21 protein-coding genes and 1 tRNA gene are annotated in these 22639 nt (G+C 51.5%); 6 read left to right on the top strand and 16 right to left on the bottom strand.

Annotated elements, in window-relative coordinates; all coding sequences use genetic code 11:
• Positions 1-80: 80 nt before the first annotated feature.
• The gene (locus ACESZP_RS03420) at positions 81-572 is read right to left on the bottom strand and encodes a dihydrofolate reductase (protein WP_178038854.1); all 492 of its coding nucleotides are present in this window, start codon (positions 570-572) and stop codon (positions 81-83) included.
• 64 nt (positions 573-636) lie between these two features.
• Complete coding sequence (gene thyA, locus ACESZP_RS03415) at positions 637-1485, bottom strand: thymidylate synthase (RefSeq protein WP_349163675.1); 849 nt, start codon at positions 1483-1485, stop codon at positions 637-639.
• A gap of 219 nt (positions 1486-1704) precedes the next feature.
• Between thyA and ACESZP_RS03410 the strand changes: the two genes are divergently transcribed.
• Together ACESZP_RS03410 and ACESZP_RS03405 are read left to right on the top strand one after the other, a co-directional pair.
• Positions 1705-1777 (top strand) — tRNA-Gly (locus ACESZP_RS03410).
• Positions 1778-1985: 208 nt separating this feature from the next.
• On the top strand, positions 1986-2822 hold the full coding sequence (locus tag ACESZP_RS03405; protein ID WP_499708031.1) for an amidohydrolase family protein: 837 nt from the start codon (positions 1986-1988) through the stop codon (positions 2820-2822).
• A gap of 208 nt (positions 2823-3030) precedes the next feature.
• On the opposite strand, the gene ACESZP_RS03400 is transcribed toward ACESZP_RS03405, so the two are convergent.
• The 5 genes from ACESZP_RS03400 to glyA form a co-directional block, all read right to left on the bottom strand.
• Positions 3031-4320, bottom strand: coding sequence for an N-acetylmuramoyl-L-alanine amidase family protein (locus ACESZP_RS03400; RefSeq protein WP_499708030.1), 1290 nt, complete (start codon positions 4318-4320; stop codon positions 3031-3033).
• 28 nt (positions 4321-4348) lie between these two features.
• Positions 4349-5752, bottom strand: a complete 1404-nt coding sequence (locus ACESZP_RS03395) for an ABC transporter permease (protein ID WP_499708029.1) — start codon at positions 5750-5752, stop codon at positions 4349-4351.
• Positions 5753-5755: 3 nt separating this feature from the next.
• Positions 5756-7588 carry a COG1361 S-layer family protein gene (locus tag ACESZP_RS03390; RefSeq protein WP_499708028.1) on the bottom strand — a complete coding sequence of 611 codons (1833 nt, stop codon included), beginning with the start codon at positions 7586-7588 and terminating at the stop codon, positions 5756-5758.
• A gap of 5 nt (positions 7589-7593) precedes the next feature.
• A complete protein-coding gene (locus ACESZP_RS03385) occupies positions 7594-8322 on the bottom strand; it encodes an ABC transporter ATP-binding protein (RefSeq protein WP_349163680.1) in 729 nt (242 codons plus the stop codon).
• A gap of 192 nt (positions 8323-8514) precedes the next feature.
• Positions 8515-9756: a serine hydroxymethyltransferase gene (glyA, locus tag ACESZP_RS03380; protein ID WP_499708027.1), complete on the bottom strand. Its 1242-nt coding sequence runs from the start codon at positions 9754-9756 to the stop codon at positions 8515-8517.
• 308 nt (positions 9757-10064) lie between these two features.
• On the opposite strand from glyA, the gene ACESZP_RS03375 reads away from it, so the two are divergent.
• Positions 10065-10421, top strand: coding sequence for a sporulation initiation factor Spo0A C-terminal domain-containing protein (locus ACESZP_RS03375; RefSeq protein WP_178038862.1), 357 nt, complete (start codon positions 10065-10067; stop codon positions 10419-10421).
• A 63-nt stretch (positions 10422-10484) separates the two neighbouring features.
• Here the strand turns inward: ACESZP_RS03375 and ACESZP_RS03370 are convergent, their stop codons facing one another.
• Positions 10485-11954, bottom strand: a complete 1470-nt coding sequence (locus ACESZP_RS03370; protein ID WP_499708026.1) for a hypothetical protein — start codon at positions 11952-11954, stop codon at positions 10485-10487.
• Between the two features lie 200 nt (positions 11955-12154).
• Here ACESZP_RS03370 and ACESZP_RS03365 point away from each other — a divergent pair, with 200 nt between their 5' ends.
• Genes ACESZP_RS03365 through ACESZP_RS03355 form a run of 3 tightly spaced genes read left to right on the top strand, consistent with a single transcriptional unit; the run spans position 12155 to position 14012 of the window.
• Positions 12155-12493 (top strand): sporulation initiation factor Spo0A C-terminal domain-containing protein, encoded by a 339-nt coding sequence (locus tag ACESZP_RS03365; RefSeq protein ID WP_499708025.1) that lies wholly within the window; start codon positions 12155-12157, stop codon positions 12491-12493.
• A gap of 59 nt (positions 12494-12552) precedes the next feature.
• Positions 12553-13470: a tRNA modification radical SAM protein MnmL/YtqA gene (mnmL, locus tag ACESZP_RS03360; protein ID WP_499708024.1), complete on the top strand. Its 918-nt coding sequence runs from the start codon at positions 12553-12555 to the stop codon at positions 13468-13470.
• A gap of 29 nt (positions 13471-13499) precedes the next feature.
• Entirely contained in the window at positions 13500-14012 is a 513-nt protein-coding gene (locus tag ACESZP_RS03355) for a DUF4364 family protein (RefSeq protein WP_499708023.1), read from the top strand.
• A gap of 31 nt (positions 14013-14043) precedes the next feature.
• Here ACESZP_RS03355 and ytvI read toward each other — a convergent pair whose 3' ends face one another.
• The 8 genes from ytvI to ACESZP_RS03315 form a co-directional block, all read right to left on the bottom strand.
• Positions 14044-15162 (bottom strand): sporulation integral membrane protein YtvI, encoded by a 1119-nt coding sequence (gene ytvI / locus ACESZP_RS03350; protein ID WP_178038867.1) that lies wholly within the window; start codon positions 15160-15162, stop codon positions 14044-14046.
• A gap of 52 nt (positions 15163-15214) precedes the next feature.
• Positions 15215-15841 (bottom strand): ribosome biogenesis GTP-binding protein YihA/YsxC, encoded by a 627-nt coding sequence (yihA, locus tag ACESZP_RS03345; protein ID WP_499708022.1) that lies wholly within the window; start codon positions 15839-15841, stop codon positions 15215-15217.
• Positions 15838-18168 carry an endopeptidase La gene (lon, locus tag ACESZP_RS03340; protein WP_499708021.1) on the bottom strand — a complete coding sequence of 777 codons (2331 nt, stop codon included), beginning with the start codon at positions 18166-18168 and terminating at the stop codon, positions 15838-15840. The genes yihA and lon overlap by 4 nt, the downstream gene beginning before the upstream one ends.
• Before the next feature lie 92 nt (positions 18169-18260).
• Positions 18261-19532, bottom strand: a complete 1272-nt coding sequence (gene clpX, locus ACESZP_RS03335) for an ATP-dependent Clp protease ATP-binding subunit ClpX (protein ID WP_499708020.1) — start codon at positions 19530-19532, stop codon at positions 18261-18263.
• An 18-nt stretch (positions 19533-19550) separates the two neighbouring features.
• A complete protein-coding gene (gene clpP / locus ACESZP_RS03330; protein WP_178038877.1) occupies positions 19551-20135 on the bottom strand; it encodes an ATP-dependent Clp endopeptidase proteolytic subunit ClpP in 585 nt (194 codons plus the stop codon).
• A 35-nt stretch (positions 20136-20170) separates the two neighbouring features.
• Positions 20171-21457: a trigger factor gene (gene tig / locus ACESZP_RS03325; RefSeq protein ID WP_499708019.1), complete on the bottom strand. Its 1287-nt coding sequence runs from the start codon at positions 21455-21457 to the stop codon at positions 20171-20173.
• Positions 21458-21696: 239 nt separating this feature from the next.
• Complete coding sequence (locus ACESZP_RS03320; protein WP_499708018.1) at positions 21697-21915, bottom strand: alpha/beta-type small acid-soluble spore protein; 219 nt, start codon at positions 21913-21915, stop codon at positions 21697-21699.
• Positions 21916-22035: 120 nt separating this feature from the next.
• Positions 22036-22587: a DJ-1 family glyoxalase III gene (locus ACESZP_RS03315; RefSeq protein ID WP_499708017.1), complete on the bottom strand. Its 552-nt coding sequence runs from the start codon at positions 22585-22587 to the stop codon at positions 22036-22038.
• Between the last annotated feature and the right edge of the window lie 52 nt (positions 22588-22639).

Below are 22639 nucleotides of genomic sequence, written 5' to 3'. Positions count from 1 at the left end.
TCTTACCCGTACTGAACTTTAATTTTTTATATTATAGATCAGTTTCTTTGATACTGCAATGAGAAAAAGTGTGAAATTTCCTATTTTTTTCGTTCGTATTTACAGAAGGTGAACTCCAGGTCGAAATAGGTCTTCTCGTCGCTCTCACCGGTCAGCTCCCACTCCGGATCCTCCTCCAGGTTCGGGAACCAGGCGTCAGCCATGTATTCATGATCGATGTGGGTCACATGGGCCACATCGCAGTAGGGAAGGAACTGCCTGTAAATGGTATCACCGCCGATGACATATACATCCTCCGGCGGGTACTCGCTGATAAGCTCCAGCGCCTCTTCTACCGTGTGAACCACCTCTGCGCCCTTCACTTTGTATTCCGGATTCCGGGTCAGCACGATGTTTGTGCGGTTCTTTAAGGGAAGACCGTTCGGGAAGGTCTCCAGGGTCTTGCGGCCCATGACAACCACTTTTCCGGTGGTGGTGGTGCGGAAGAACTTCATGTCCTCCGGGATGCTGACCAGCAGCTTGTTCTGGTAGCCGATGGCCCAGTTTTTATCTACGGCAACAATTAAGTTCATAGTGAAAACTCCTTTTACATATTTTTACTTATCATACTTTCTTACATACAACAGTCGCAAGCACCTATACCGCAATGGGAATATCCTTAATCTGCGGCTCTGTCTCATACCCTTCCACATGCAGATCATCCGTGGTAAACGCGTAGAAATCCTTCACCTCCGGGTTCAGCCATACCTTCGGCGCCGGATGCTCCGGTCTTGTGATTAGCTCCTTAATGATATCCACATGGCGGTCATAGATATGCGCGTCCGCAATCACATGCAGCAGCTCGCCCGGCACCATGTCGCAGACCTGCGCCACCATCATCAGTAGAATGGCGTACTGGCACACATTCCAGTTATTGGCCGCCAGCACGTCCTGGGAGCGCTGGTTCAGCACCATATTGAGTACCAGCTTCTCCTCGCCCGGCCGCTTGGTCACATTATAGGTAACGCCGTAAGCGCAGGGGTACAGATGCATCTCACTCAAATCCGAAAATACATAAGTATTCGTCATAATCCGACGGCTGTAGGGATTCTGCTTCAGATCGAAAAGCACCCGATCCATCTGATCCATATCGCCCTCCTTGTAATGACTCTTCACGCCGATCTGGTAACCATAGGCCTTGCCGATGGATCCGGTCTCATCGGCCCACTCGTCCCAGATATGACTGTTCAGGTCGTGGATGTTGTTGGACTTCTTCTGGTAAATCCAGAGGATCTCGTCCATACAGCTTTTAAGCCCCGTCCTTCGAAGCGTCAGCGCCGGAAACCCCTTCGACAAATCATAACGGTTCACCACGCCAAACTTCTTAATCGTATAGGCAGAAGTTCCGTCCTCCCATTTAGGACGCACCTTCTCCCCCTCGGTGCTGGTGCCGTTCTCGATGATGTCCCGGCACATCTCTTTAAATATCTGATCTGCATAACTCATGCGGTATCTTCCTCCCTGTCGCTCTCATCAGGTATTACGCTTTCTGAATCGTAATCCCTTTTCACTGTTTTCTATTATAGGAAATAATCGGCCTGTTTACAAGGGTTTGCACCCTATCGAAAATTTTTTTGATTTTTTTTTGAAAAACCTGTTGACAAATAAAACAAAATCCTGTAAGATACAACATGTCGCTGATGAACAGCAGCCGACACAACTGATGCGATAGTGGCGTAGTTGGTAACGCGCGACCTTGCCAAGGTCGAGACCGCGGGTTCGAGCCCCGTCTATCGCTCTCATCAAAAGGAATTCTGAAAAGTCAGAATTCCTTTTTTGATCTGAATCATCAAAATCCATACATAGCCCAAATCTCCCCTGCTCCTGCTCTGCCCTTGAAAAATAAAATAAAATCTCCTATACTAAACTATGTAAGTTTTTAGAAAATTTTTTTACCCTCAAAATACGGATATTAAATTTTACTGATATACAGGAGGACCCTCACCATGATCATTGATTTCCATGCACATATATTTCCCAATACCGTGGCGCACCGGGCAGTCTGCAATCTGGAGCAGGTGGGCCGGGTAGTGGCTTATACAGACGGAACACTGGAAGACCTGCGTCATTCCATGAAAGAGGCAGGCGTCACCCATTCCGTGGTGCTCCCCATCGTCACAAAGCCCTCTCAGTTTCGCCATATCAACGAATTCGCCTGCTCCATCACCCACGAAGAGCCGGACGAAGACGGCCTTTCTATCATCAGCTTCGGCGGTATCCACCCGGACTCCCCGGACTATAAAGGCGAGCTCCGTGCTATCCGCGACATGGGTCTCAAGGGCATCAAGCTCCATCCCACCTATCAGAACACCTACATTGATGACATCCGCTATGAGCGCATCATCGGCTACGCCACAGAGCTGGGACTGCTGATCTCCATCCACTGTGGCCGGGATCTGGGCTTCCCGCGCCAGGTAAACGCCACCCCGGCCCGCCTGCACCACATGCTGGAGGATGTCTTCCCGGGCGACAAAGGCGACACCTCCAAACTGATCCTGGCCCACCTGGGCGGACACGATATGGAAAATGAGTCCGAGCAGCTTCTGGTGGGCGGCAGCTACTACATGGATCTGGCTTATATCCTGCGCCTGGCCCTGCCAGAGCAGATTCTGCGCATGAGCCGCCACCATGGCATCGACAAAATCCTCTTTGCCACCGACTCCCCCTGGAGCGGCCAGAAGGAGGATGTGGAGTACATCAAACGGATTGGATTCACAGAGGAAGAGCTGGAGAAAATTCTCTATAAGAATGGGGCAAAGCTACTCGGGCTCAAAGAATCTTAATTCGATACACAGAAGCGAGAGAACTCCCCTTTCACCGGGAACGCATTGTTTTCCTGCTTCCGTTCGCGCGGCTTATTCGCGCCTGACCGCCAAACTCGGCCCTAAAGGGCCTCAGACAGTGGCTCCTTCAGGCGCTGCCAGCGCAAATGGAAGCGGCGGAAAACAAGCTAAACCCGGTGAAAGGGGAGTTCTCTCGCTTCGTCCGTCTTTATTCACTTTTATAAGCTTCCGTCCTCAATTCATAGGTATTATACGCCCTTATAAGTAGCTTCTCCTCCTCGGCTTCCGTCACAGAGATCATAAAGGTAATATCATCGCCGGTTCCTTCCGGCCACAGATACAGTTTAGACCAGCTATCCCCTCCATCCAGGCTGTAGTCATAATACATGACGCGGCTGTCGGGATCTTCGGCGTGGAGCGCGATCCGGGCGTTCGCCGTGTCCTGACGGGTCAGTGTGTAGTAAACGTTGACCGGATCGGTGCTGTCGGGACGCACCGGAGATGATACAGGCTCAGGTGTGTCGGTTGTGGGCAGCTCCGGCAGATTTTTCCCCTTCTGCAGGCCAAAGAACGCGGCAATTCCGGCGGCGTCACATTTGCCGAGCTCTGCCAGCTTTTCATCGGTATTCATGCGTGCCCAGTCGTCATCCTGATCCATGTAACCGTGCTCGATGATGATAGCCGGAATCCTAAGCGCCTTGCTTTCCCGGATGATTCCATAGTAATCTGCCCCTTTGCTTCCAAGCCGTGTCTTCACCCCTTTGGATACGAAGCCGTCGCCGACCAGCCGGCTCAGCACCTGATCGCCGACACCCTTTCCCCAGGCGTAGTAGCTTCCGAAAGCTGAGGTGAATACTTCGGATCCGAAGAAATTGTGTTCCTCTGAGGCATTCAGATGCAGACTAATCAGATAGTCCGCGCCTACGGATTTTGCGTAGGCCGCCCGCTGTTTCAGGGTCATGGCTTTGTCTGTCTCTCTTGTATACAGGATTTCCACATTCCCGTAGGTGGACAACTCTTGCCCTGCCGCCCGGGCGATTTTCAGTGTCAGGTATTTTTCAAAGGTATCCCTGTATTTCGCGCCCAGCTCCTGCTCGTCGCTGGTTCCGGGGCCGCCGTGACCGGGATCGAGGACGATGCGGATACGGGGAACCCCGGGTTCCGCAGCCAGTTCTTCCGGACTCAAAAGCCCTGTCTCATTTGACTGCGCATCGTCGTCTTCCTTTTCTGTTCCCTCTGTCTCGGCACTTCCATTTTCTTCCAATTCTTTCTCATCACTTGCGGATGCCGCATCCTCTCCTGCTGCCACAAACACATTTCCCCCGGACGCCAAAAGAGCAGACCCGGCATCACTGCCAGGTCCGCTGATTTCATTGTCTTGCATGGAATATACCAGAAGCAGGGCGATGACTGCCACGCAGAGCACCGCCGCCCCGGTCAGAACATATTGCAGCCGGAGTAATACGCTCTTCCGTCTTCTTTTTCTGTTTTTTTTCATGTTCTCTTACCGTCTCTGATTGGATTGGTTACTCGTTTCGTATCGCTGCCAGCGGACTTAAGCGCATAGCCCGAAGCGCCGGGAACAATCCGGCCAGCATACCGATCACCACCGCAAAAACAAGCGCCAGCAGGGTCAGGTATGGAGGAATATAGGAGATGTTGGAATAATAGCTCTCCCTCACCACAAAATTAATGACCGCCGAAATGATATAGCTGAGCATGATTCCCACTACTCCGCCGATCAGGCCGATGAAGCCGGCCTCTGCCAGAAACATATTCCGGATAGCCGCCATATCGCAGCCCAGCACCTTCATAACGCCGATTTCCTTGGTACGCTCATAGATGGACATCATCATAGTGTTCGCGATACCGATCGCCGCCACGAACAGGGATACGGCGCCGATACCGCCCAGGGTCGCCTGAATGGAACGGGAGCTCTGCTGTACCTGCTCCATCCATTCCGCATTGCTGTTGGCCTGCAGTCCCAGATTCTTAATCTCCTGCTGCACGGCCTTAACATTCTTCATATCGTCTACGCGGATATAAGCAGAATCGTAATAAATCTCCTTATAAGGCTTGCCGGCTTTGGTGGTAGGCTGACCCGGAATGGCCTTTCCCTTATAAATCTTTTTCAGCTGCATTTTCAGCGCTTCCACATCGCAGAGCACGCTGTTGGAATTCTCCGTATAGTCATTTTCCGTACCCGCCATCACACCGCAGGCCGGAATCAGATACTTCTTCAGCGCTGCCACCGGAGCTCCGTTCTCGTCGGTACCCCCATTCTTGCTATTCCAGTAGGCGTCCGTATCGAAAATGATAAACAGCGGATCCTTCATATAATCAATGTCTGCCAGCTGGCCTGTATCCCAGTAATACTGGTTCGTCTTTGCGTCATAGAAGTCTGTGATTACCGTATTGCCGTATAAGAATTTCAGCTCCGAGTCTGACAGCGGCAGCTCACTTCCCTCCGTCAGCTCCAGGTTCATCTTCTGCAGAGCTTCCTTACTCATACCCTGAATATTCAGATATGCTTCCCATTTCCCATACTTGGCAATGGCTGAGGTGGAGAGAACCGGGGATGCTATCTCCACGTGTTCCAGCTGGGACAGGGTCGTAATCATCGCGTCGTTGATGCGAATGGGTTCATTACTGCCGGAGCCCGAAGCTCCCCCTTCCATCGACGACGCCGCCATGCCGCTGTCGCTGTAATACATTCCGCCGCCGTTTTCATTGGGGTATACCGTAATCGTGGTCAGGCCTCCGTACTGCTCGATCTGTTCCATATTGGACTTACTGAGTCCCAGTCCCAAAGAGATCATAACCATAATCGAAGCCGTTCCCACAACTACGCCCAGCACCGTCAGAACTGTTCTGAGCTTCCGCCTCCAGAGGCTGCTCAGACTCATTTTGAGCAAATCGCTAAAACTCATGGATTACTCCTTTTCTGTATCGTCTGCGTCGTCAGTGTCTTCTGCGTCTGCGTCCTCGCCCAGATCCACTTCCTCCAGGCCGTCCAGGTCCTCTGCGTCCAGAAGAGCTGCCGCTTTCTTTGCCTTTTTCTTACGAATGACGATAACTGCCACAATGACCGCAAGAATAAACACCAGCGGAACCAAGACATACCAGATCTTAAAACCGCCCTGGGACTGGCTGCCGTCGTCCATCATTCCGTCGTCCATCATTCCATCATCATAATTCATCATTTCCGTCACATAGAGCTCCATCTCTTTCTCGATGGTTGTTTTTTCTCCGGACTCGTCCTCAAAGGTAATGAGAATTTTCACCTTGCCATCGTCTGTGGTGGCTGCCGCGCCGCTCAGATACGCGTCCACGGAACCGGTTGCGCCCGGATCGATATTGCCCAGATAGGTATCGCCGCCGGTGACGGAATCTGCCTGGAATTTTACAGAAGCATTGTAAAGCTTAGTTTTGCCAATATTATAGAGGCTGAAGGATACGTTGGCCTCTCCGCCCACCTCGATGGACTGGGGCGTCACCTCAATGCTGCTGGTGTCAATCCGTGCCTCCTGGCGCACCGGAATGGATACGCTGGCAGTATTCTCATAAGCATTGACGCTCTCGTCCTCATAATTCATCTTTACATTGATGACGTAAGGCTTCTGAGCCAGGTCGGAACGGGCCTCCAGCTCAATGCTGATGTCCTTGTTTGCGCCTGCCGCAATCTTGTCCACGAACACGGTGCTGGATCCTGCGGTGGGCAGGAAAGAAGCCGCCACATAGGTGGTATCGGTGCTCTCGCTGGCTGCCTGGATATCAAATACCATATTCTTTACCGCGGTAGCCTTGGAGGTGTTCTGCATATGCAGGGTCAGCGTGAAGGTGTCGCCTGCGTGTACGGTCTCCGGGCTGGTGGAAAATCCGGTTACAATGACACGGGGCGTAGAGGACTTGCCGTCCGCTGAGATTCCTGTGGTTCCCACTACTTTCACATAAGATGTCAGAGTTACGTTACTCAGGCTCTTATCATCATTTTCAAAGGTTACGTTAAAGGAAATGGGCATATAGCCGCTGGGGGCGTCCTTTCTGGTCCGCAGGGTCCAGGTCAGCTCCCGGCGTCTGTCCATGTCGGAACCACCGTCATCGGTTCCCGGCAGACGGTCGATGGTCTGACTGTAATTGGAGGTCTCGATCTCAAAGGGCCATTTGGCTGCATCCTCACTGATGACCGGGGTCACTACCACATTTTTGACACGGGTACGTCCCATATTGACTACCGGAAGCACCACGTTTACCTGCTGGCCTGCATTGGCCACCGGAGTCACCCAGTTGCCACCTACCATGATATTGTTGTTGGTTGTGGTGGGGGTGGTGTCGGGGGTATCGTTACCTGCATTACTGCCCGCATCCTGCGAGGGCACAAAGGTGTCAAGCTTTGCAGTCGCCTTGGTCAGATATGCCGTCACCTGTTCACTGGTACGCATATTCTCGATGACTGTCCTAGCGTCATTTTTTGCTTTTTCGAAATCACTCTTTTTATCATCCGGAACAGATGTTTTCAGGGTGTCATAATAGTCTTCCAGCTGATCCAGGGCATTTTTCTTGGCATCTGCCAGATTTTCCGTGGCTGTTTTTCCATTTCCTGATTCTGCACCTGTTCCCGAGCCGGACTGTCCTCCCGCTGTCTGCACCGCCGGAGTCCCTTCTGTCGCCTGCGCTACCATGGGCTGCGCCATTCCCGCTGCCGGAACTGCCAGCGCGCCGCACATCATCAGCACCAGTACTTTTTTCATCCACTTATTCTTCATTTTCCTTATTCCCCCTCTATCTGCTCTGATTTATTTCGGTTGTCTTCTATCTTCACAATCTTACCATCAATAATATGAAAAATCCGATCCGCGAAGCTGGCCAGATGGTTGTCATGGGTTACCATGACCAGGGTCTGATTCCGCTCCCGAACTACCTTCTGCATCAACCGCATAACCTCTGCCGAAGTGTTCGAGTCCAGATTTCCCGTAGGCTCATCCGCAAAGATAATCTCCGGATCCAGTACCAGCGCCCTGGCCACGCCCACACGCTGCTGCTGACCGCCCGACATCTCGTTGGGACGATGATCCTTGTGCTTGGACAGTCCTACCAGATCCAGCATTTTATCTGCCTTCGCCATCCGTTCCTTCTTCGGAATCCCACGGAACATCAACGGCAGCGCCACATTTTCCACCGCGTCCATGGTTCCCAGCAGATTAAAGGACTGAAAAATAAAGCCCACATGCTCCCGCCGGAACTTTACCAGCTGGTTCTCATTCATTTTCTCCAGATGCTGTCCTGCTATGACAATCTCGCCCTTGGTGGGCTTCTCCAGTCCTGCCAGCATGTTCAGCATCGTCGATTTACCGGAACCGGAGGTTCCCACGATAGAACAGAACTCCCCGCGGTAAATCGTCAAATCCACACCGTTCAGCGCCCGTACCTTGTTCTCGCCGACCCGGTAGATCTTGTACAGATTCTTTACCTGAATCACAGGTTCTCTTTTCTGCGCCATGCTCTCTCTCCTGTGCGCGCAGCCCGGCTATTTTCCCGCCGGCTGCCATATCTAGTGTTATATATGTTCAGTATAGCACAGAGATATACGAAAAACTATTTAATTAATTCTTAATTTGCCTAAATCCGGGCCGTCAAAAACCCCCGGAAACCGCTGTCCGGTTCCGGGGGCACACACTATTTTCTATTCTTTTTACATATCCAGCGGATACTTGTCTGTCAGGCTCTTTACCAGCGCTTTCGCCTTCTCAGTGGCGCTCTCGCCCTCCTTGATCATCAGGGCTACCGCCTCCGCGATGGTCTCCATATCCTCTTCTTTCAGTCCTCTTGCCGTAACCGCCGGAGTTCCGATGCGGACGCCGCTGGTGACGAAGGCCGATTTCGGGTCGTTGGGAATGGTGTTTTTGTTTGCGGTGATATTGGCCGCGTCCAGCAGATGCTCCACCTCTTTACCGGTCAGGTCAAAGGGCGTCAGGTCTATCAGCATCAGGTGATTGTCGGTACCGCCGGACACGATCTTGATGCCGCGGTCCATCAGTCCCTTGCAGAGCGCCTGGGCGTTCTTTACAATCTGCTTCTGGTATTCCTTGTATTCCGGCTGCAGCGCCTCCTGGAAGCAGACTGCCTTGGCCGCAATCACATGCATCAGCGGACCGCCCTGGATGCCCGGGAAGACAGCCTTGTTGAAGTTGAACTGCTTCGCGGTCGCCGCGTCGGAGAGAATCATGCCGCCTCTGGGTCCTCTGAGGGTCTTGTGGGTGGTGGTCGTCGTCACATGGGCGTAAGGAATCGGGCTCGGATGCACGCCTGCCGCCACCAGTCCCGCGATGTGCGCCATGTCTACCATCAGGTAAGCACCCACCTCATCGGCAATCTCCCGGAACCGTTTGAAATCAATGGTTCTTGCGTAGGCGCTGGCTCCTGCGATAATCATTTTCGGTCTGCATTCCTTCGCAATCCGAAGAATCTCGTCATAGTCCAGCACGCCGTCATCGTTGACTCCGTAAGGTACTACATGAAAATAGGTACCGGAGAAATTGGCGGGGCTTCCGTGAGTCAGATGTCCGCCGTGTGCCAGATTCTGTCCCATGATGGTATCGCCCGGCTTCAGCATGGCGAACTGTACTGCCATATTGGCCTGCGCGCCGGAATGGGGTTGTACGTTCACATACTCGCAGCCGAAGAGCTTCTTCGCCCGCTCACGTGCCAGCTCCTCCACCTCGTCCACGCATTCGCAGCCGCCGTAATAACGTTTTCCCGGATATCCTTCTGCGTATTTATTGGTCAGGGGGCTTCCCATGGCGGCCATGACCGCTTTGGATACCCAGTTTTCCGATGCAATCAGCTCAATATGGCTGTTCTGACGGGCCATCTCTGCCTCGATGGCTGCCGCTACTTCCTTGTCCACTGCCTTCACTTCATCCAATGAATACATTGTAAGATCCTCCTCGTTTTACGGCGCTTCGACTATGAGTGTCTTTCTCTGGCGCACATTTGTCTTTTTTGTTTGCTTTATTATATGAAAGCAGACCGAAAAAAGCAAGTATTTTTTTGCAAAATATTATAGTTCGTATATTTGTAAACCCAGGTTCCGAAGTCAGATACCTTTATGTCTATCTTTGTCGTTTCTTGTCGGATTCCTGCTTTCTCATCGAACTTTCTGTCCTTATTCGTCATCATTTTCTGAAATAAATATCTCGCGTAAACTGTTTGTTCTATTTTTCTATGAGGGGAGTTTTATCAATGAAACAAACAATCCAGATTCTGCTGAACTCGGCCGGTGTGTTTAGCCACTACTGCGGATACCGTTATTTTATCCGCGCTGTGGAACTTGCTGTTCAGGATCCCACCCGTCTCCAGTATATTCAGAAGGCTATCTATGTCACCGTAGCCTTTGAATATGCCACCACTGTAACCAGTGTGGAGCGGGACATTCGAACCATCCGCGATGTGATGATGAGGAATGGCGGCCATCAGCTTCTCGTCCGAATGACCGGCAGTCCGGTCTGGTCCGACAGAACGCCCTATCCGAAGGATCTGATTGCCATCTTCTGCGAGTACCTGCTTCACAGGAAAGAAACACTCCCGATGGCACAGTAGCTATACCGGGAAGAGCAGAAAAAGCCCGGCAGCCTTTCAGGCCGCCGGGCTCTTTCTATGTTTTTACAAAATCACTGTGCCAAGGATTCTGACGTCTCTGTCTGCCGCCAGCGCACGCTCCTTTTTTATCATTTTACTGTAGGATACTCCCTGTTTCTCCACAAACAGGATTCCCTCGTATTCATTCAGTTCCTCCAGCGCAGCTGCCTGGAAAACGATGCGCTCATAGGATGAAAGGGTAAGATCGCCCAGCTCCCGGACAAGCTCTGCCCGAAAGGCTTCCGCTTCTTCCTTCGCAATGGTTCCCGCAAGCATGATTTTCTTCACACCCGTATCTCTGGCTGCCGCCTTCAGATTGGACGCCACAATCTTTACCTGCTCCTCGTAGGTAATATCCGCATACGCGCCTTCCTGTAAATGTACCAGCCAGCTGTCGATAAAGCTGAACAGACGCTTTTTGCCATTCTTTTTGGTAACCTGACCCAGAAGCGGCATATCAAATTCTTCCCGGAAGTCGTCAATTCCTTCCAGTTTTCCGCTCATCAGATACAGAACCACCAGGACAAAGGCTGCCAGGAACGCTCCCAGTACCAGACCCACAACAGCGTACTTGACTGCTCCGCTGACCGGATTGTCATAGACTACTTCTTCGCCTACCACAATGGTTTCGCCCTCGTCATTTTTCACATTTTTCAAATCGGTCTGCATAGACTTAAACTGCGAATACAGCGTGCTGTATGTATTCAGAATACCGGTCTGATAATCCTGTACGCTCTGATTTACACATTCCGTCCGGGAAGAAGAGAGCAGCTCCAGAGAATGGGCTCCCATCTTTCCCTGCACCTCCCGGGCATATGCGCGAAACGCCGCTTCCGCAGCTTCTGTATAGGTCTCACATCTTTCCGCTGTGTCTGCCCCAATCTGAACCCGGAAAATTGTCGACTCATTCTGCGTGTCGCCTGTCACATATACTACAGACGTCTTATCGGAAGCAGTCTGCATCGTATTGGACGACTCCACGTTAAAGCTGATCAGATACTGCAGCTCTGATTTTTCAATACTGTCGTCTGCCTGAAGCAGCGCGTCAGCCAGTCTTCCATCCTCTGTGAAGGTCTTATAGACCGCCAGCAGATTCACGCGCTCAGACTCGCTCATTCCATCGGTATTGATATAGTAGCTTAAAATTCCCGTATTCAGATGATAAGCGTCCAGCCCCATCACAACAGAGCTGTCAATGTATTCCTTCATGGTTTCCAGCGTCTGCTGCGTATTGTCTACAGCCAACTGGCCATATTCCACATTGGGATTGGTAATGACGCCTTTTTCCTGGTTTTCTTCCTTTTTATCATCTCCCAGCGCCTCTGCTTCTTTCTTCAGTGCGTTCCCCTTCACGGTAGCCTGGTACTTATAACCGCCGGCCAGCACTGCCAGAATCAGCATGGAAGCTACGATCCAACGCCATTTTTTCAGGCAGTAAAACATAAGGTCCATCAGGCTGATTTCTTTTTCGTAAGTCTCCTGATACTCGTTCATATCTGTTTCTTCCTCCTGTTTCTATTTTTACTTTCTGTCCTTTTTTTCACATAGATAATTTATTATATAACATCTCTCTCCAAATAGCAATTCCTGATTTTTTGTCTGTTTTTTCCTTTTCCAATCGTATTTTTTAATATTTACTCATAACTGTTCCGTACCAGAATCGTTACATTTACTCTTACAAAGGAGGAATTTTCGTGAGACAATCTGCATTATACTCTCTGCTTCAGCTGGCAGGCCTCCGCGCGCAGTATCTTGGATACGCTTATTTCGCTGACGCAGTTCTTCTGGCTTCAGAGGATCTGACGCGGCTTCAAAATCTCCGCCGTGATATTTATCTCCCTGTGGCTGCAAAATATCATGTCAGTTGCACCAGCGTCGAGCGGGATATCCGCACGGCCAGGGACGTGATTTTCCGTCATCAGAATTTTGAAGTGTTCCGGACCCTCGGCGTCTATCCGCTCTGGAAAAATGCACAGCCCTATCCCCGCGAATGCATTGCCGCCTTTGCCGACTATCTCGCCCGGCTTTCTTGACAGGCTGCGGGAGAAAAAGTTATACTATTACTTAACTACTATTGTAAGGAGACTTTTTCATGCCGCAGAACCGCTTCCGTTCCCTGAACACTGCCCTTCAGGAGCGCTTTGGAGAGAAAATCTATAAGCTGTCCCTGAACGGCGGCTGTACCTGTCCCAACCGGGACGGGACCCTGGGAACCAGAGGCTGCATCTTCTGCAGCGCCGGTGGTTCCGGGGATTTTGCTTCCAGCCCTGCCCTTTCGATAACGGAGCAGATCGAGGACGCGAAAAAGCGCCTGGCCGGGAAACGCCCGGTACAGCGCTACATTGCCTATTTTCAGGCTTACACCAACACCTACGCTCCCATAGAACATCTGCGGATGATTTTCACAGAGGCCATCACCCACCCGGATGTGGCTGTACTCTCTGTCGCCACCCGCCCGGACTGTCTGGGACCGGACGTGCTGGAACTGCTCTATGAGCTGAATCAGATAAAACCGGTCTGGGTGGAGCTTGGACTGCAGACTATTCACGAGGAGACCGCATCCCTTATCCGGCGCGGTTACCCGCTTCCTGTCTTTGACGAAGCCATGGAGCATCTGAAGGCCATCGGCGTCGAAACCGTCGTACACGCCATCCTGGGACTGCCCGGCGAGACGCCGGACATGATTCTGGATACGGTGCGTTATACCAATGCATCCGGCGCAGACGGAATTAAACTGCAGCTTCTTCACATTCTAAAGGACACGGATCTGGCCGCTTATTATAAGGATGCCGGCTTTCACGTACTGACCCTGGATGAATATGTGGATCTGGTCATCCGCTGCCTGGAGATCTCCCGCCCAGATCTGGTGATTCACCGTTTGACCGGCGACGGACCGAAGGATTTGCTTATCGCGCCCCTCTGGAGTCAGGCCAAGCGGCAGGTGCTGAATACGATTCACAGGGAGCTCAAAAACCGGGATACTTATCAGGGACGGCTTTATACACCCTGACATTTCAAAAGAAAGGACGGCGGACTGCCATGTCAGACACTTTGACCTTATACAAATTGATTCTTCTCCATATTCTGGACAAGGTAAGTTTCCCCATAAGCAACGGACAGCTTTCCGAATTTATGCTGGACAAGGAATATACTGATTATTTCACCGTGCAGACTGCCCTGTCCGAGCTGGTGGAAGCGCATTTTATCCATATGAAGACCGTCCGCAATACTTCTCTCTATTCCATCACCGATGAGGGACGTAAAACGTTGGAATTTTTTGGCAAAAAAATCTCTTCCCAGATACAGGAAGAGATTGCGGATTATCTGAAAGAACACAATTATGAGCTGCGCAATGAGCTCTCTGTTCCGGCTGATTATTACCCCACCGGAAATGGCGAATATGCCGCCCGCTGCCGGGTTCTGGAAAAAGGCTCTGCTATCATCGATCTGACCCTCACTGTGCCAACAAAGGAACAGGCCGAATCCATCTGCGCCCACTGGAGCACCAAAAGCCAGCAGATGTACGCGTATCTGATGCAAAATCTTCTGTAACTCCCTGAAAATAAGGAGAGCAGGCTTTCGCCTACTCTCCTTTTCTGTATTCGTTCAGGCCTTCGGCCAGTTCTTTCACATCTTTGATAATATCGTCAAAGGCTCCTGCCTCGTAGAGATTGACCACAATCAGTCCGATGGGAACTGCGATAATCATCGCGATAATTCCGCCGACTTTATAACCGATGTACATAAATACCATGGTGGACAGCGGATTCAGTCCAATGGTGTCGCCCACAATCTTCGGCTGAATCACCTGACGCACCAGCTGACTTACCAGATAAATGATGATAAGCCCCACCGCAAACTTATAACTGCCGCTTAAGACCTTTAAGACTGCCCATGGAATCAATACAGTTCCGGTTCCAAAAAATGGGAGGAAATCCAGTAGCGCAACCAGAATGGCCCAGAGAATCGCGTATTTGATATGCAGTACAAAGAATCCCACCAGCAGAATCACAGCCACCACGCCCATGATTTTAAACTGGGCTTTGAAATAACCGCCTACTGCGCTGCGGAATCTGCCTGCGATAAAGTGCCATTTGGAGCGCAGCTCCTCCGGCGTGTGCTCCCGCCCCCACTGGATGATTTTGTCCCGCTCTGCGATAAAAAAATAGGCGGACAGGATCGTAAAGATCACATTTACCAGAATATTGGGGATATTCTTTGCGATATTACCTGCAGCGGTCACTGTCGGCCCGCCGATGGTACTGATCACATTCCCCAGGGATTCGGTCAGGCTGTTGACCGTCGTGGCCAGCTTTTCCACCAGCTCCGGCGGTATCTTCTCAGACAATCCGGCCAGGTTGGCGCCGGTAATCTCCAGATCGCCCAGCAGTGATTCATAGAGATCCGGCAGGATTCCGATAAAACCGTAGATCTCACGGGCCAGCCAGGCAATCAGACCGTAGCCGCCCAGTACAATCAACGCAATGGTTCCGATGATAATCACCATGGAACTGTGTTTCCGCACGATTTTCAAACGTTTTTCCATGAACCGTACCAGAGGATTCGCGATCAACGCGATAACCCATCCCACCACAAAGGGCATGAAAAAGATCAGAAACCGTGGAACCAGAAGACAGACCAGCACCACCCCCATAAGAAACAGTACAATGTTTACCACATTTCTCAAGTACTTTCTGTCCATATGTTTAACCTCTTTTCAGGGAATCCGGAAAAACCGCCGGATTCTTTCCTTATTATGCTTCCGGTTGTTCCGGAGCTTCTTCAGGCTCTGTCTCCGGCGCAATCAACGTATCAATCAGCGCCCAGATCTCATCCCGCCCCTGCCTGGTCTCCGCAGAAAATGGAAGAATCTGGGTTCCAGGCTTCACGTTCAACCCGGTACGAATCAGCTTTAACTGCTTCTGAATCTGGCTTCTCTTGATCTTATCCAGCTTGGTGGCGATGATAATCGGATCGTACCCGTTCCAGACAATCCACTCATACATGCGCTTATCATTTTCCGACGGCTCATGACGGATATCAATCAGCAGAAATACCGCCTTCAGCTGCTTCGAACCATGCAGGTAGCGCTCAATGAGCTTTCCCCATTTTTCCCGGATTTCCTGGGTCACCTTAGCATAGCCGTAGCCCGGCAAATCCACCAGGTACATGGCCTGATTCACGTTATAAAAGTTGATAGTCTGGGTCTTCCCCGGCTGGGCCGAGGTTCTGGCCAGAGACTTCCGGTTCAGAAGTCCGTTGATCAGGGAAGATTTTCCCACATTGGACTTGCCTGCAAAGGCGATCTCCGGCAATTCATTTTCCGGGAGACGGCTAGTGATACCGCAGACCGTCTCCAGATTTACATTTTTAATAATCATTTCGTCTCTCCATGAAAGGCTATTTTCAGCACATCTTCCATCTGCTCCGCGTAGACAAGATCCAGTCCCTTCTTGATTTCCGCGGAAATCTCCTCCACATCCCGGCGGTTCTTCTCCGGCACGATGACCGTCCTGGTTCCTGCGTTTTTCGCTGCCAGAAGCTTTTCTTTTAAACCGCCGATGGGAAGTACCCGGCCCCGCAGGGTGATTTCGCCGGTCATGGCCACATGGGCATACACCGGGATACCTGTCATCGCCGACAGCATCGCCGTTGCCATGGTGATACCGGCGGACGGGCCGTCCTTCGGCACTGCTCCCTCCGGAATATGGATATGTATATCATGCTCTCCAAAGAAAGCTTTGTCAATCCCGTAGCGGTCGCTGACGGAACGGATGTAGCTTAAGCCCGTCCGCGCGGACTCCTTCATCACGTCGCCCAGCTGGCCGGTCAGGGAGATTTCACCCTTTCCGGGCATGATGTTGACTTCGATCTGCAGGGTATCGCCGCCCACACTGGTCCAGGCCAGACCACGGACGATGCCGATCTCATCGGTTTCATTGGCCATATCATAATGATAACGGGCCTTGCCCAGATATTTCTCCAGATTATTTTCGGTGAGCTTTACACTCTTTTTCTTCTTCTCCAGAATCTCCCGGGCCGCTTTGCGGCAAACCTCGCCGATTTTACGTTCCAGCTGGCGCACGCCGGCCTCCCGGGTATAGCTGTGAATCAGATCCTCCAACGCCTTCGGACTGATAGTAAGCTGTCCTTCCTTCAGTCCGTTCTTCTCCATCTGCTTGCTGATCAAATGCTCGCGGGCAATATGTACCTTTTCATTTTCCGTATAACTGCTGACCTCAATAAGCTCCATACGGTCAAGCAGAGGTCTTGGAATGGTCTGTACGTCGTTGGCGGTAGCGATAAAGAGCACCTCCGACAGATCCATGGGAATCTCCACATAATGATCCTGGAACCGGTTGTTCTGCTCGGAATCCAGTACCTCCAAAAGAGCCGATGAGGTATCTCCCTTGTAATCACTGCTGACCTTGTCAATCTCATCCAGCAGCATCAGCGGATTTTTCACGCCTGCCTGCTTCATGCCCGTGGCAATGCGGCCCGGCATGGCGCCCACATAGGTTCTCCGATGACCGCGTATCTCTGCCTCATCCCGGACGCCGCCCAGGGAAATGCGGACATATTTCTTATTCAATGCCCGCGCAATGGAACGGGCTATAGAGGTCTTACCGGTTCCGGGCGGGCCCACCAGACAGAGAATCGGACTGCTTCCCTTCTTCGTCAGGATCCGCACGGCCAGATACTCCAGCACACGCTCCTTGACCTTCTCCATGCCATAGTGATCCTCGTTCAGGATCGCTTCAGCACGTTTCAGATCACTGCTGTCCCGGGATGCCTTGTCCCAGGGGAGCTCCAGCATAGTCTCAATATAACCACGAAGGACTGCGCTCTCAGAAGAATTCATTCCCATATTGCGAAATCTGGAGATCTCTTTATTCAGCTTTTCCTTCACTTCCTTGGAGGCCTTCAGTTTCTGCACTTCTTCTGTGAAATGATCCGCGTCGGAAAAGGTGTTATCCTCTCCTAACTCCTCCCGGATAACCTTCATTTCTTCCCGAAGCAGATATTCCCGTTGACCTTTATCCACATGGGCCTTTACCTTCTGCTGCAGTTCTCTCTTGAAACGCATAATTTCAATCTCTTTATTCATCAAAAGGCAAAGCTGTTCATAACGTTCCGACAGATTCACAGCTTCCAGGAGTCTCTGCTTATCGTCATAGAACAACGGCAGGTTGATCAGCACCTGGCTCATCAGCTTCTCCAAATCGGTCTCCTCCAGAATCTGACGTTCCATATCCTTGTTCATCTTGCCATTTTCCTGGCAGTAAAAGCTGAAGATTTCCGCCAGATTCCGAACCATGGCTTCCCTGGCGCTTTCCGGCAGCGCCTCCAGCTCTCTGTCCTTCTCAAACCGGATAATTTCCGCCTCCAGATAGTCCCCTTCTTCCGAAAAATGGGACAGTTCCCCGCGTTCCAGGCCCTCGGCCAGCACACGGATAATTTTCTGGGGCATCTTGATGACCTGTTTTACCGATGCGATGGTTCCGATACGGTAGAGATCATCCGGTCCCGGATTTTCCACCTGTACGTCCTTCTGGGTTACCAGAAAGACTCTCTGATCACGCAGCATGGCTTCTTCGATGGCTTTCACCGAGCGCTCCCTGCTCACGTCAAAATGTATTACCATGTCGGGAAGGATGGTCATTCCGCGTAATGCTACCACGGGTAGGGTTTCGGTTAATTCTGACATAAATCCTTTTCACTCCTTCTCATTTGTATTTCGTTTCTTCTTATCTTATGCACGAAAGAGTCCCGCAAACGGAACTCTTTCTGACTCCGGACTTACGCCCGCGCTTTTATCTCGTTGCTGGCGGTCACAGGCGTACCTGTTCCCTCTACAACTTCTTTTGTAATCATACAGTTGGTGATACTGTCATCGGACGGAATCTCGTACATGGTGTCCATCATAATGCCTTCCATGATGGAACGTAAGCCCCGGGCTCCTGTCTTCCGTTTCACCGTCTGCTCCGCGATGGCCTCAATGGCCTCATGCTCAAAGGACAGCTTCACGCCGTCCAGTTCAAACAGCTTCTTATACTGCTTTACGATAGAATTCTTCGGTTCCACCAGAATCCGGACCATGTCATCCTTGGTCAGAGCGTCCAACGCTACTGTCACCGGCAGACGTCCCACAAACTCCGGAATCATACCGAATTTTACCAGATCCTCCGGAAGCATCTCATGAAGCAGATGTCCGATCTCCTCGTTCTCACCCGGGCGGCCAAGGTATGCGCCGAAGCCCATGCTTCTGCGATCCATACGGTGCTCAATGATTTTCTCCAGCCCCTCGAAGGCTCCGCCGCAGATGAACAGAATATTGGTCGTATCTATCTGTATCAGTTCCTGATGGGGATGCTTTCTTCCGCCCTGAGGCGGAACGGAAGCAATGGTTCCCTCCAGAATTTTCAGCAGCGCCTGCTGCACGCCCTCACCGGATACATCGCGGGTAATGGACGGATTCTCAGATTTTCTGGTTATCTTGTCGATCTCGTCGATATAGATAATGCCGTGCTCCGCACGCTCAATATCGTAATCCGCTGCCTGAATGATTTTCAGCAGAATGTTCTCTACATCCTCGCCTACATAGCCAGCCTCTGTCAGAGATGTGGCATCCGCAATGGCAAACGGAACATTCAGAAGGCGGGCCATGGTCTGAGCCAGCAGCGTCTTACCGGAACCGGTGGGTCCCAGCAGCAGAACGTTACTCTTCTGCAACTCCACGTCCGAAGTATCCTTCTTATCTTCCATCGCCAGAATTCGCTTGTAATGATTGTAGACTGCCACGGAAAGTACTTTCTTGGCTTCTTCCTGACCGATGACATAATCATCAAGGACTGCTTTGATCTCCTTGGGCTTCAGCAGATTGATCTGCTCCCGTACTTCTTCCTCCTGTGCTTCATCGTGCTCGAATTCTTCTTCAATCAGTTCGGCGCAGAGTTCCACACACTCGTCGCAGATATAGGTTCCGCTGGGGCCGGATATCATCTTTCGTACCTGGTCGCCCGTCTTTCCGCAGAAAGAACATCTCACCTTATCATCACTAATTCTAGCCATTCAACAATTTCCTCTATATTACTGTCTCTTTGTTACAATGCTGTCGATCAGGCCGTACGCAACTGCTTCCTCGGCGCTCATATAGTTGTCGCGCTCGGTGTCCGCGGCGATAACCTCCAGCGGCTGTCCTGTGTTGGCCGCCAGAATCTCGTTCAGCTTCTTCTTTGTCTTCAGAATATGATCCGCTACAATCTTGATGTCTGTAGCCTGGCCCTGTGCTCCGCCTGAGGGCTGGTGAATCATAATCTCAGCGTTAGGAAGCGCCATACGCTTGCCCTTGGCGCCGCCTGCCAGAAGGAATGCTCCCATGCTGGCTGCCATGCCCATACAGATGGTGGAAACGTCGCACTTGATATACTGCATGGTATCGTAGATAGCCATACCTGCGGTTACGGAACCACCCGGGCTGTTGATATACAGGCTGATGTCCTTACCCGGATCCTCAGACTCCAGAAACAGGAGCTGGGATACGATCAGGCTTGCGGATACGTCTGTAACTTCCTCCCCCAGAAAGATAATTCTGTCTTTCAGCAGACGGGAATAGATGTCGTAAGATCGCTCTCCCCTGCTGGTCTGCTCAATGACATAAGGTACCAAACTCATATTTGCCATATTCAATCAATCCTTTATTATCTTGCTTATTTCTCTACTGCTGCATCAGTTACCAGTTCTACGGCTTTCTGAATAGCCAGATCCTCACGGACAGACTTCAGATCCTCCTCGGTGAACATCTCCTTCAGCTTCTCAACTTCCATCTTGTACTGCTCAGCCATTCTTCCAAGCTCTGCGTCCAGCTCCTCATCGGATGCAGTCAGGTTCTCTGCTGCTACAACTGCCTCAAGTACCAGACGGCTCTGGATACGCTTCAGCGCCTGCGGCTTGGACTGCTCAACCAGTGCCTGTACATTACCGCCTGTGAACTGCAGGTACTGCTCCATGGTCAGACCCTGCATCTGCAGTCTCTGTGCGAACTCGTCTACCATACGCTCTGCCTGAGTCTCAACCATAGCGTCCGGAATCTCCATGGTAGCGCCCTCGATGATCTTCTCAATGACAGCATCTTCCTTCTTTGCCTTAGCGTCTGCTGCCTTCTTCTCCTCTACCTTCTTGCGGACGTCTGCCTTGTACTCCTCCAGAGTATCGAAATCAGATACGTCCTGAGCGAAATCGTCATCCAGCTCCGGAAGCTCTTTTACCTTAATCTCCTTAACCGTACACTTGAAGACTGCCGGCTTTCCTGCCAGCTCTTTTGCGTGATACTCCTCCGGGAAGGTCACGTCTACTTCTACTTTCTTGCCGATCTCAGCGCCTACCAGCTTCTCCTCAAAGCCCGGGATAAATGCGCCGGAACCGATGGTCAGCGGGTAATCGGTTCCCTTGCCGCCCTCGAATGCCTCTCCGTCAACAAAGCCCTCGAAGTCGATGACGGTCATATCGCCGTCCTGAACTGCTCTGTCCTCTACAGTGATGGTTCTGGAGTTCGCCTCGCGCTCCTTGTCGAGCTCTGCTGCTACTTCCTCATCAGTCGCTGTGGTGTCAGCCTTCTCTACCTCGATGCCCTTGTACTGGCCCAGGGTTACTTCCGGCTTTACTGCTACTTCTGCGGTGAAAATGAAGGGCTTGCCCTTCTCCAGCTGTACGATGTCTACGGCCGGGCGGGATACGATCTCAAGCTCGCACTCGTCTGCTGCCTGCGGATATGCCTTCTGAATCAGCGCGTTTGCCGCGTCATCATAGAATACTTCCGGTCCGTACATCTTCTCGATCATCTGACGCGGAACCTTTCCCTTACGGAAGCCCGGAACGGAAATCTGCTTTCTATTCTTCAGATAAGCGTTCTGAAGCGCTGCCTCTACTTCCTCTGCGGGAACTTCAACGGTCAGCTTCGCCATGTTCTTCTCTAATTTTTCAACCTGTAAACTCATATTCTATTTTCCTCCTTAAGTGTGGGGCGCTTTGTGCCTTCCACGAATTCTCTGTGTATATTTTTACATACTTACAGTCATTTTAGTAGTATAGCATGAGTGAGGCTTAAAAATCAAGTATTTATACCAAATTTACATAGGTCTGACGGGGGATTTTTCTCATTATCCACATAAAAAACCCCGGCGAAAGGCTCCTGTGTCTTACAGGCGACTTTCGCCGGGGTCTGTTTTCTTTCTTTTTATTTACCGCTCATCTGCTGTTCCTGCTTCATGATCATTTTTTTGACCATTTCGCCGCCGATGGATCCGGCCTGGGCGCTGGTCAGATCGCCGTTATAGCCCTCTTTTAAGGGGACGCCCAGCTCGCTGGCTACTTCTTCTTTGAAGCGGCTCATGGCTGCTTTGGATTCGGGGACTGCCATCTGGTTCTGGGTGGAACCGGAATTCTGCTGTGTCATGATTATCACCTCCATGATGGTAGTGTGCGCGGAGGTGTAGGATGCTATACTGGAAGTTTTTTGAAGGGCGAACGGTTCCGGCAGGTGGCTGTGCCGGAACCTGGTTTTCGTCGTTTCGTCTTATACTCCGTACACAATACTCTTCGCGATCTCGTCCGCCTTCTCCTGGCTGTAGAGCTGGGCGATCAGGCTCAGGGCGAAGGGAATCGCGGTGCCGACGCCGCGGCTGGTGGTGATGATGCCATCGGTGACTACCGGGGCGGTCTGGCAGATGGCTCCGGTGAGGCCGTCTTCGCAGCCCGGGTAGCAGGTGGCGTTTTTGCCGTTCAGGAGACCTGCATGACCCAGGACAGTGGGCGCGGCGCAGATGGCCGCCAGCTTTTTCCCTTTGGCGTTATGCTCTTTCAAGAGAGCCAGCAAAGGCTCGCATGCCTTCAGGTTCAGGGTACCTGGCATGCCGCCGGGAAGTACCAGAAGATCTGCGTCTTCATAATCCGTCTCCTCAAACAGACGGTCTGCAGTGATAGAAATGCCATGGCTCCCAGTCACTGTCTTCTCCGCTTTGATGGATACCAGCGTCACTTCCGCTCCGACCCGGCGCAGCAGATCTGCGGGCGTCAACGCCTCTACTTCCTCAAATCCTTCTGCCAAAAATATACTTACTTTTTTCATTTTTTCCGACTCCTTCCGTTTTATGTCACAGTCTTTTGTTTTCTTCGCCCAT

The organism is Candidatus Dorea massiliensis AP6 (genome assembly GCF_964245105.1).
In the GTDB taxonomy this organism is placed as follows: Bacteria; Bacillota; Clostridia; order Lachnospirales; family Lachnospiraceae; genus Laedolimicola; species Laedolimicola intestinihominis.
Note: the sequence above shows the minus strand (reverse complement) of the source record. Positions and strands in the feature narration are given on the sequence as shown.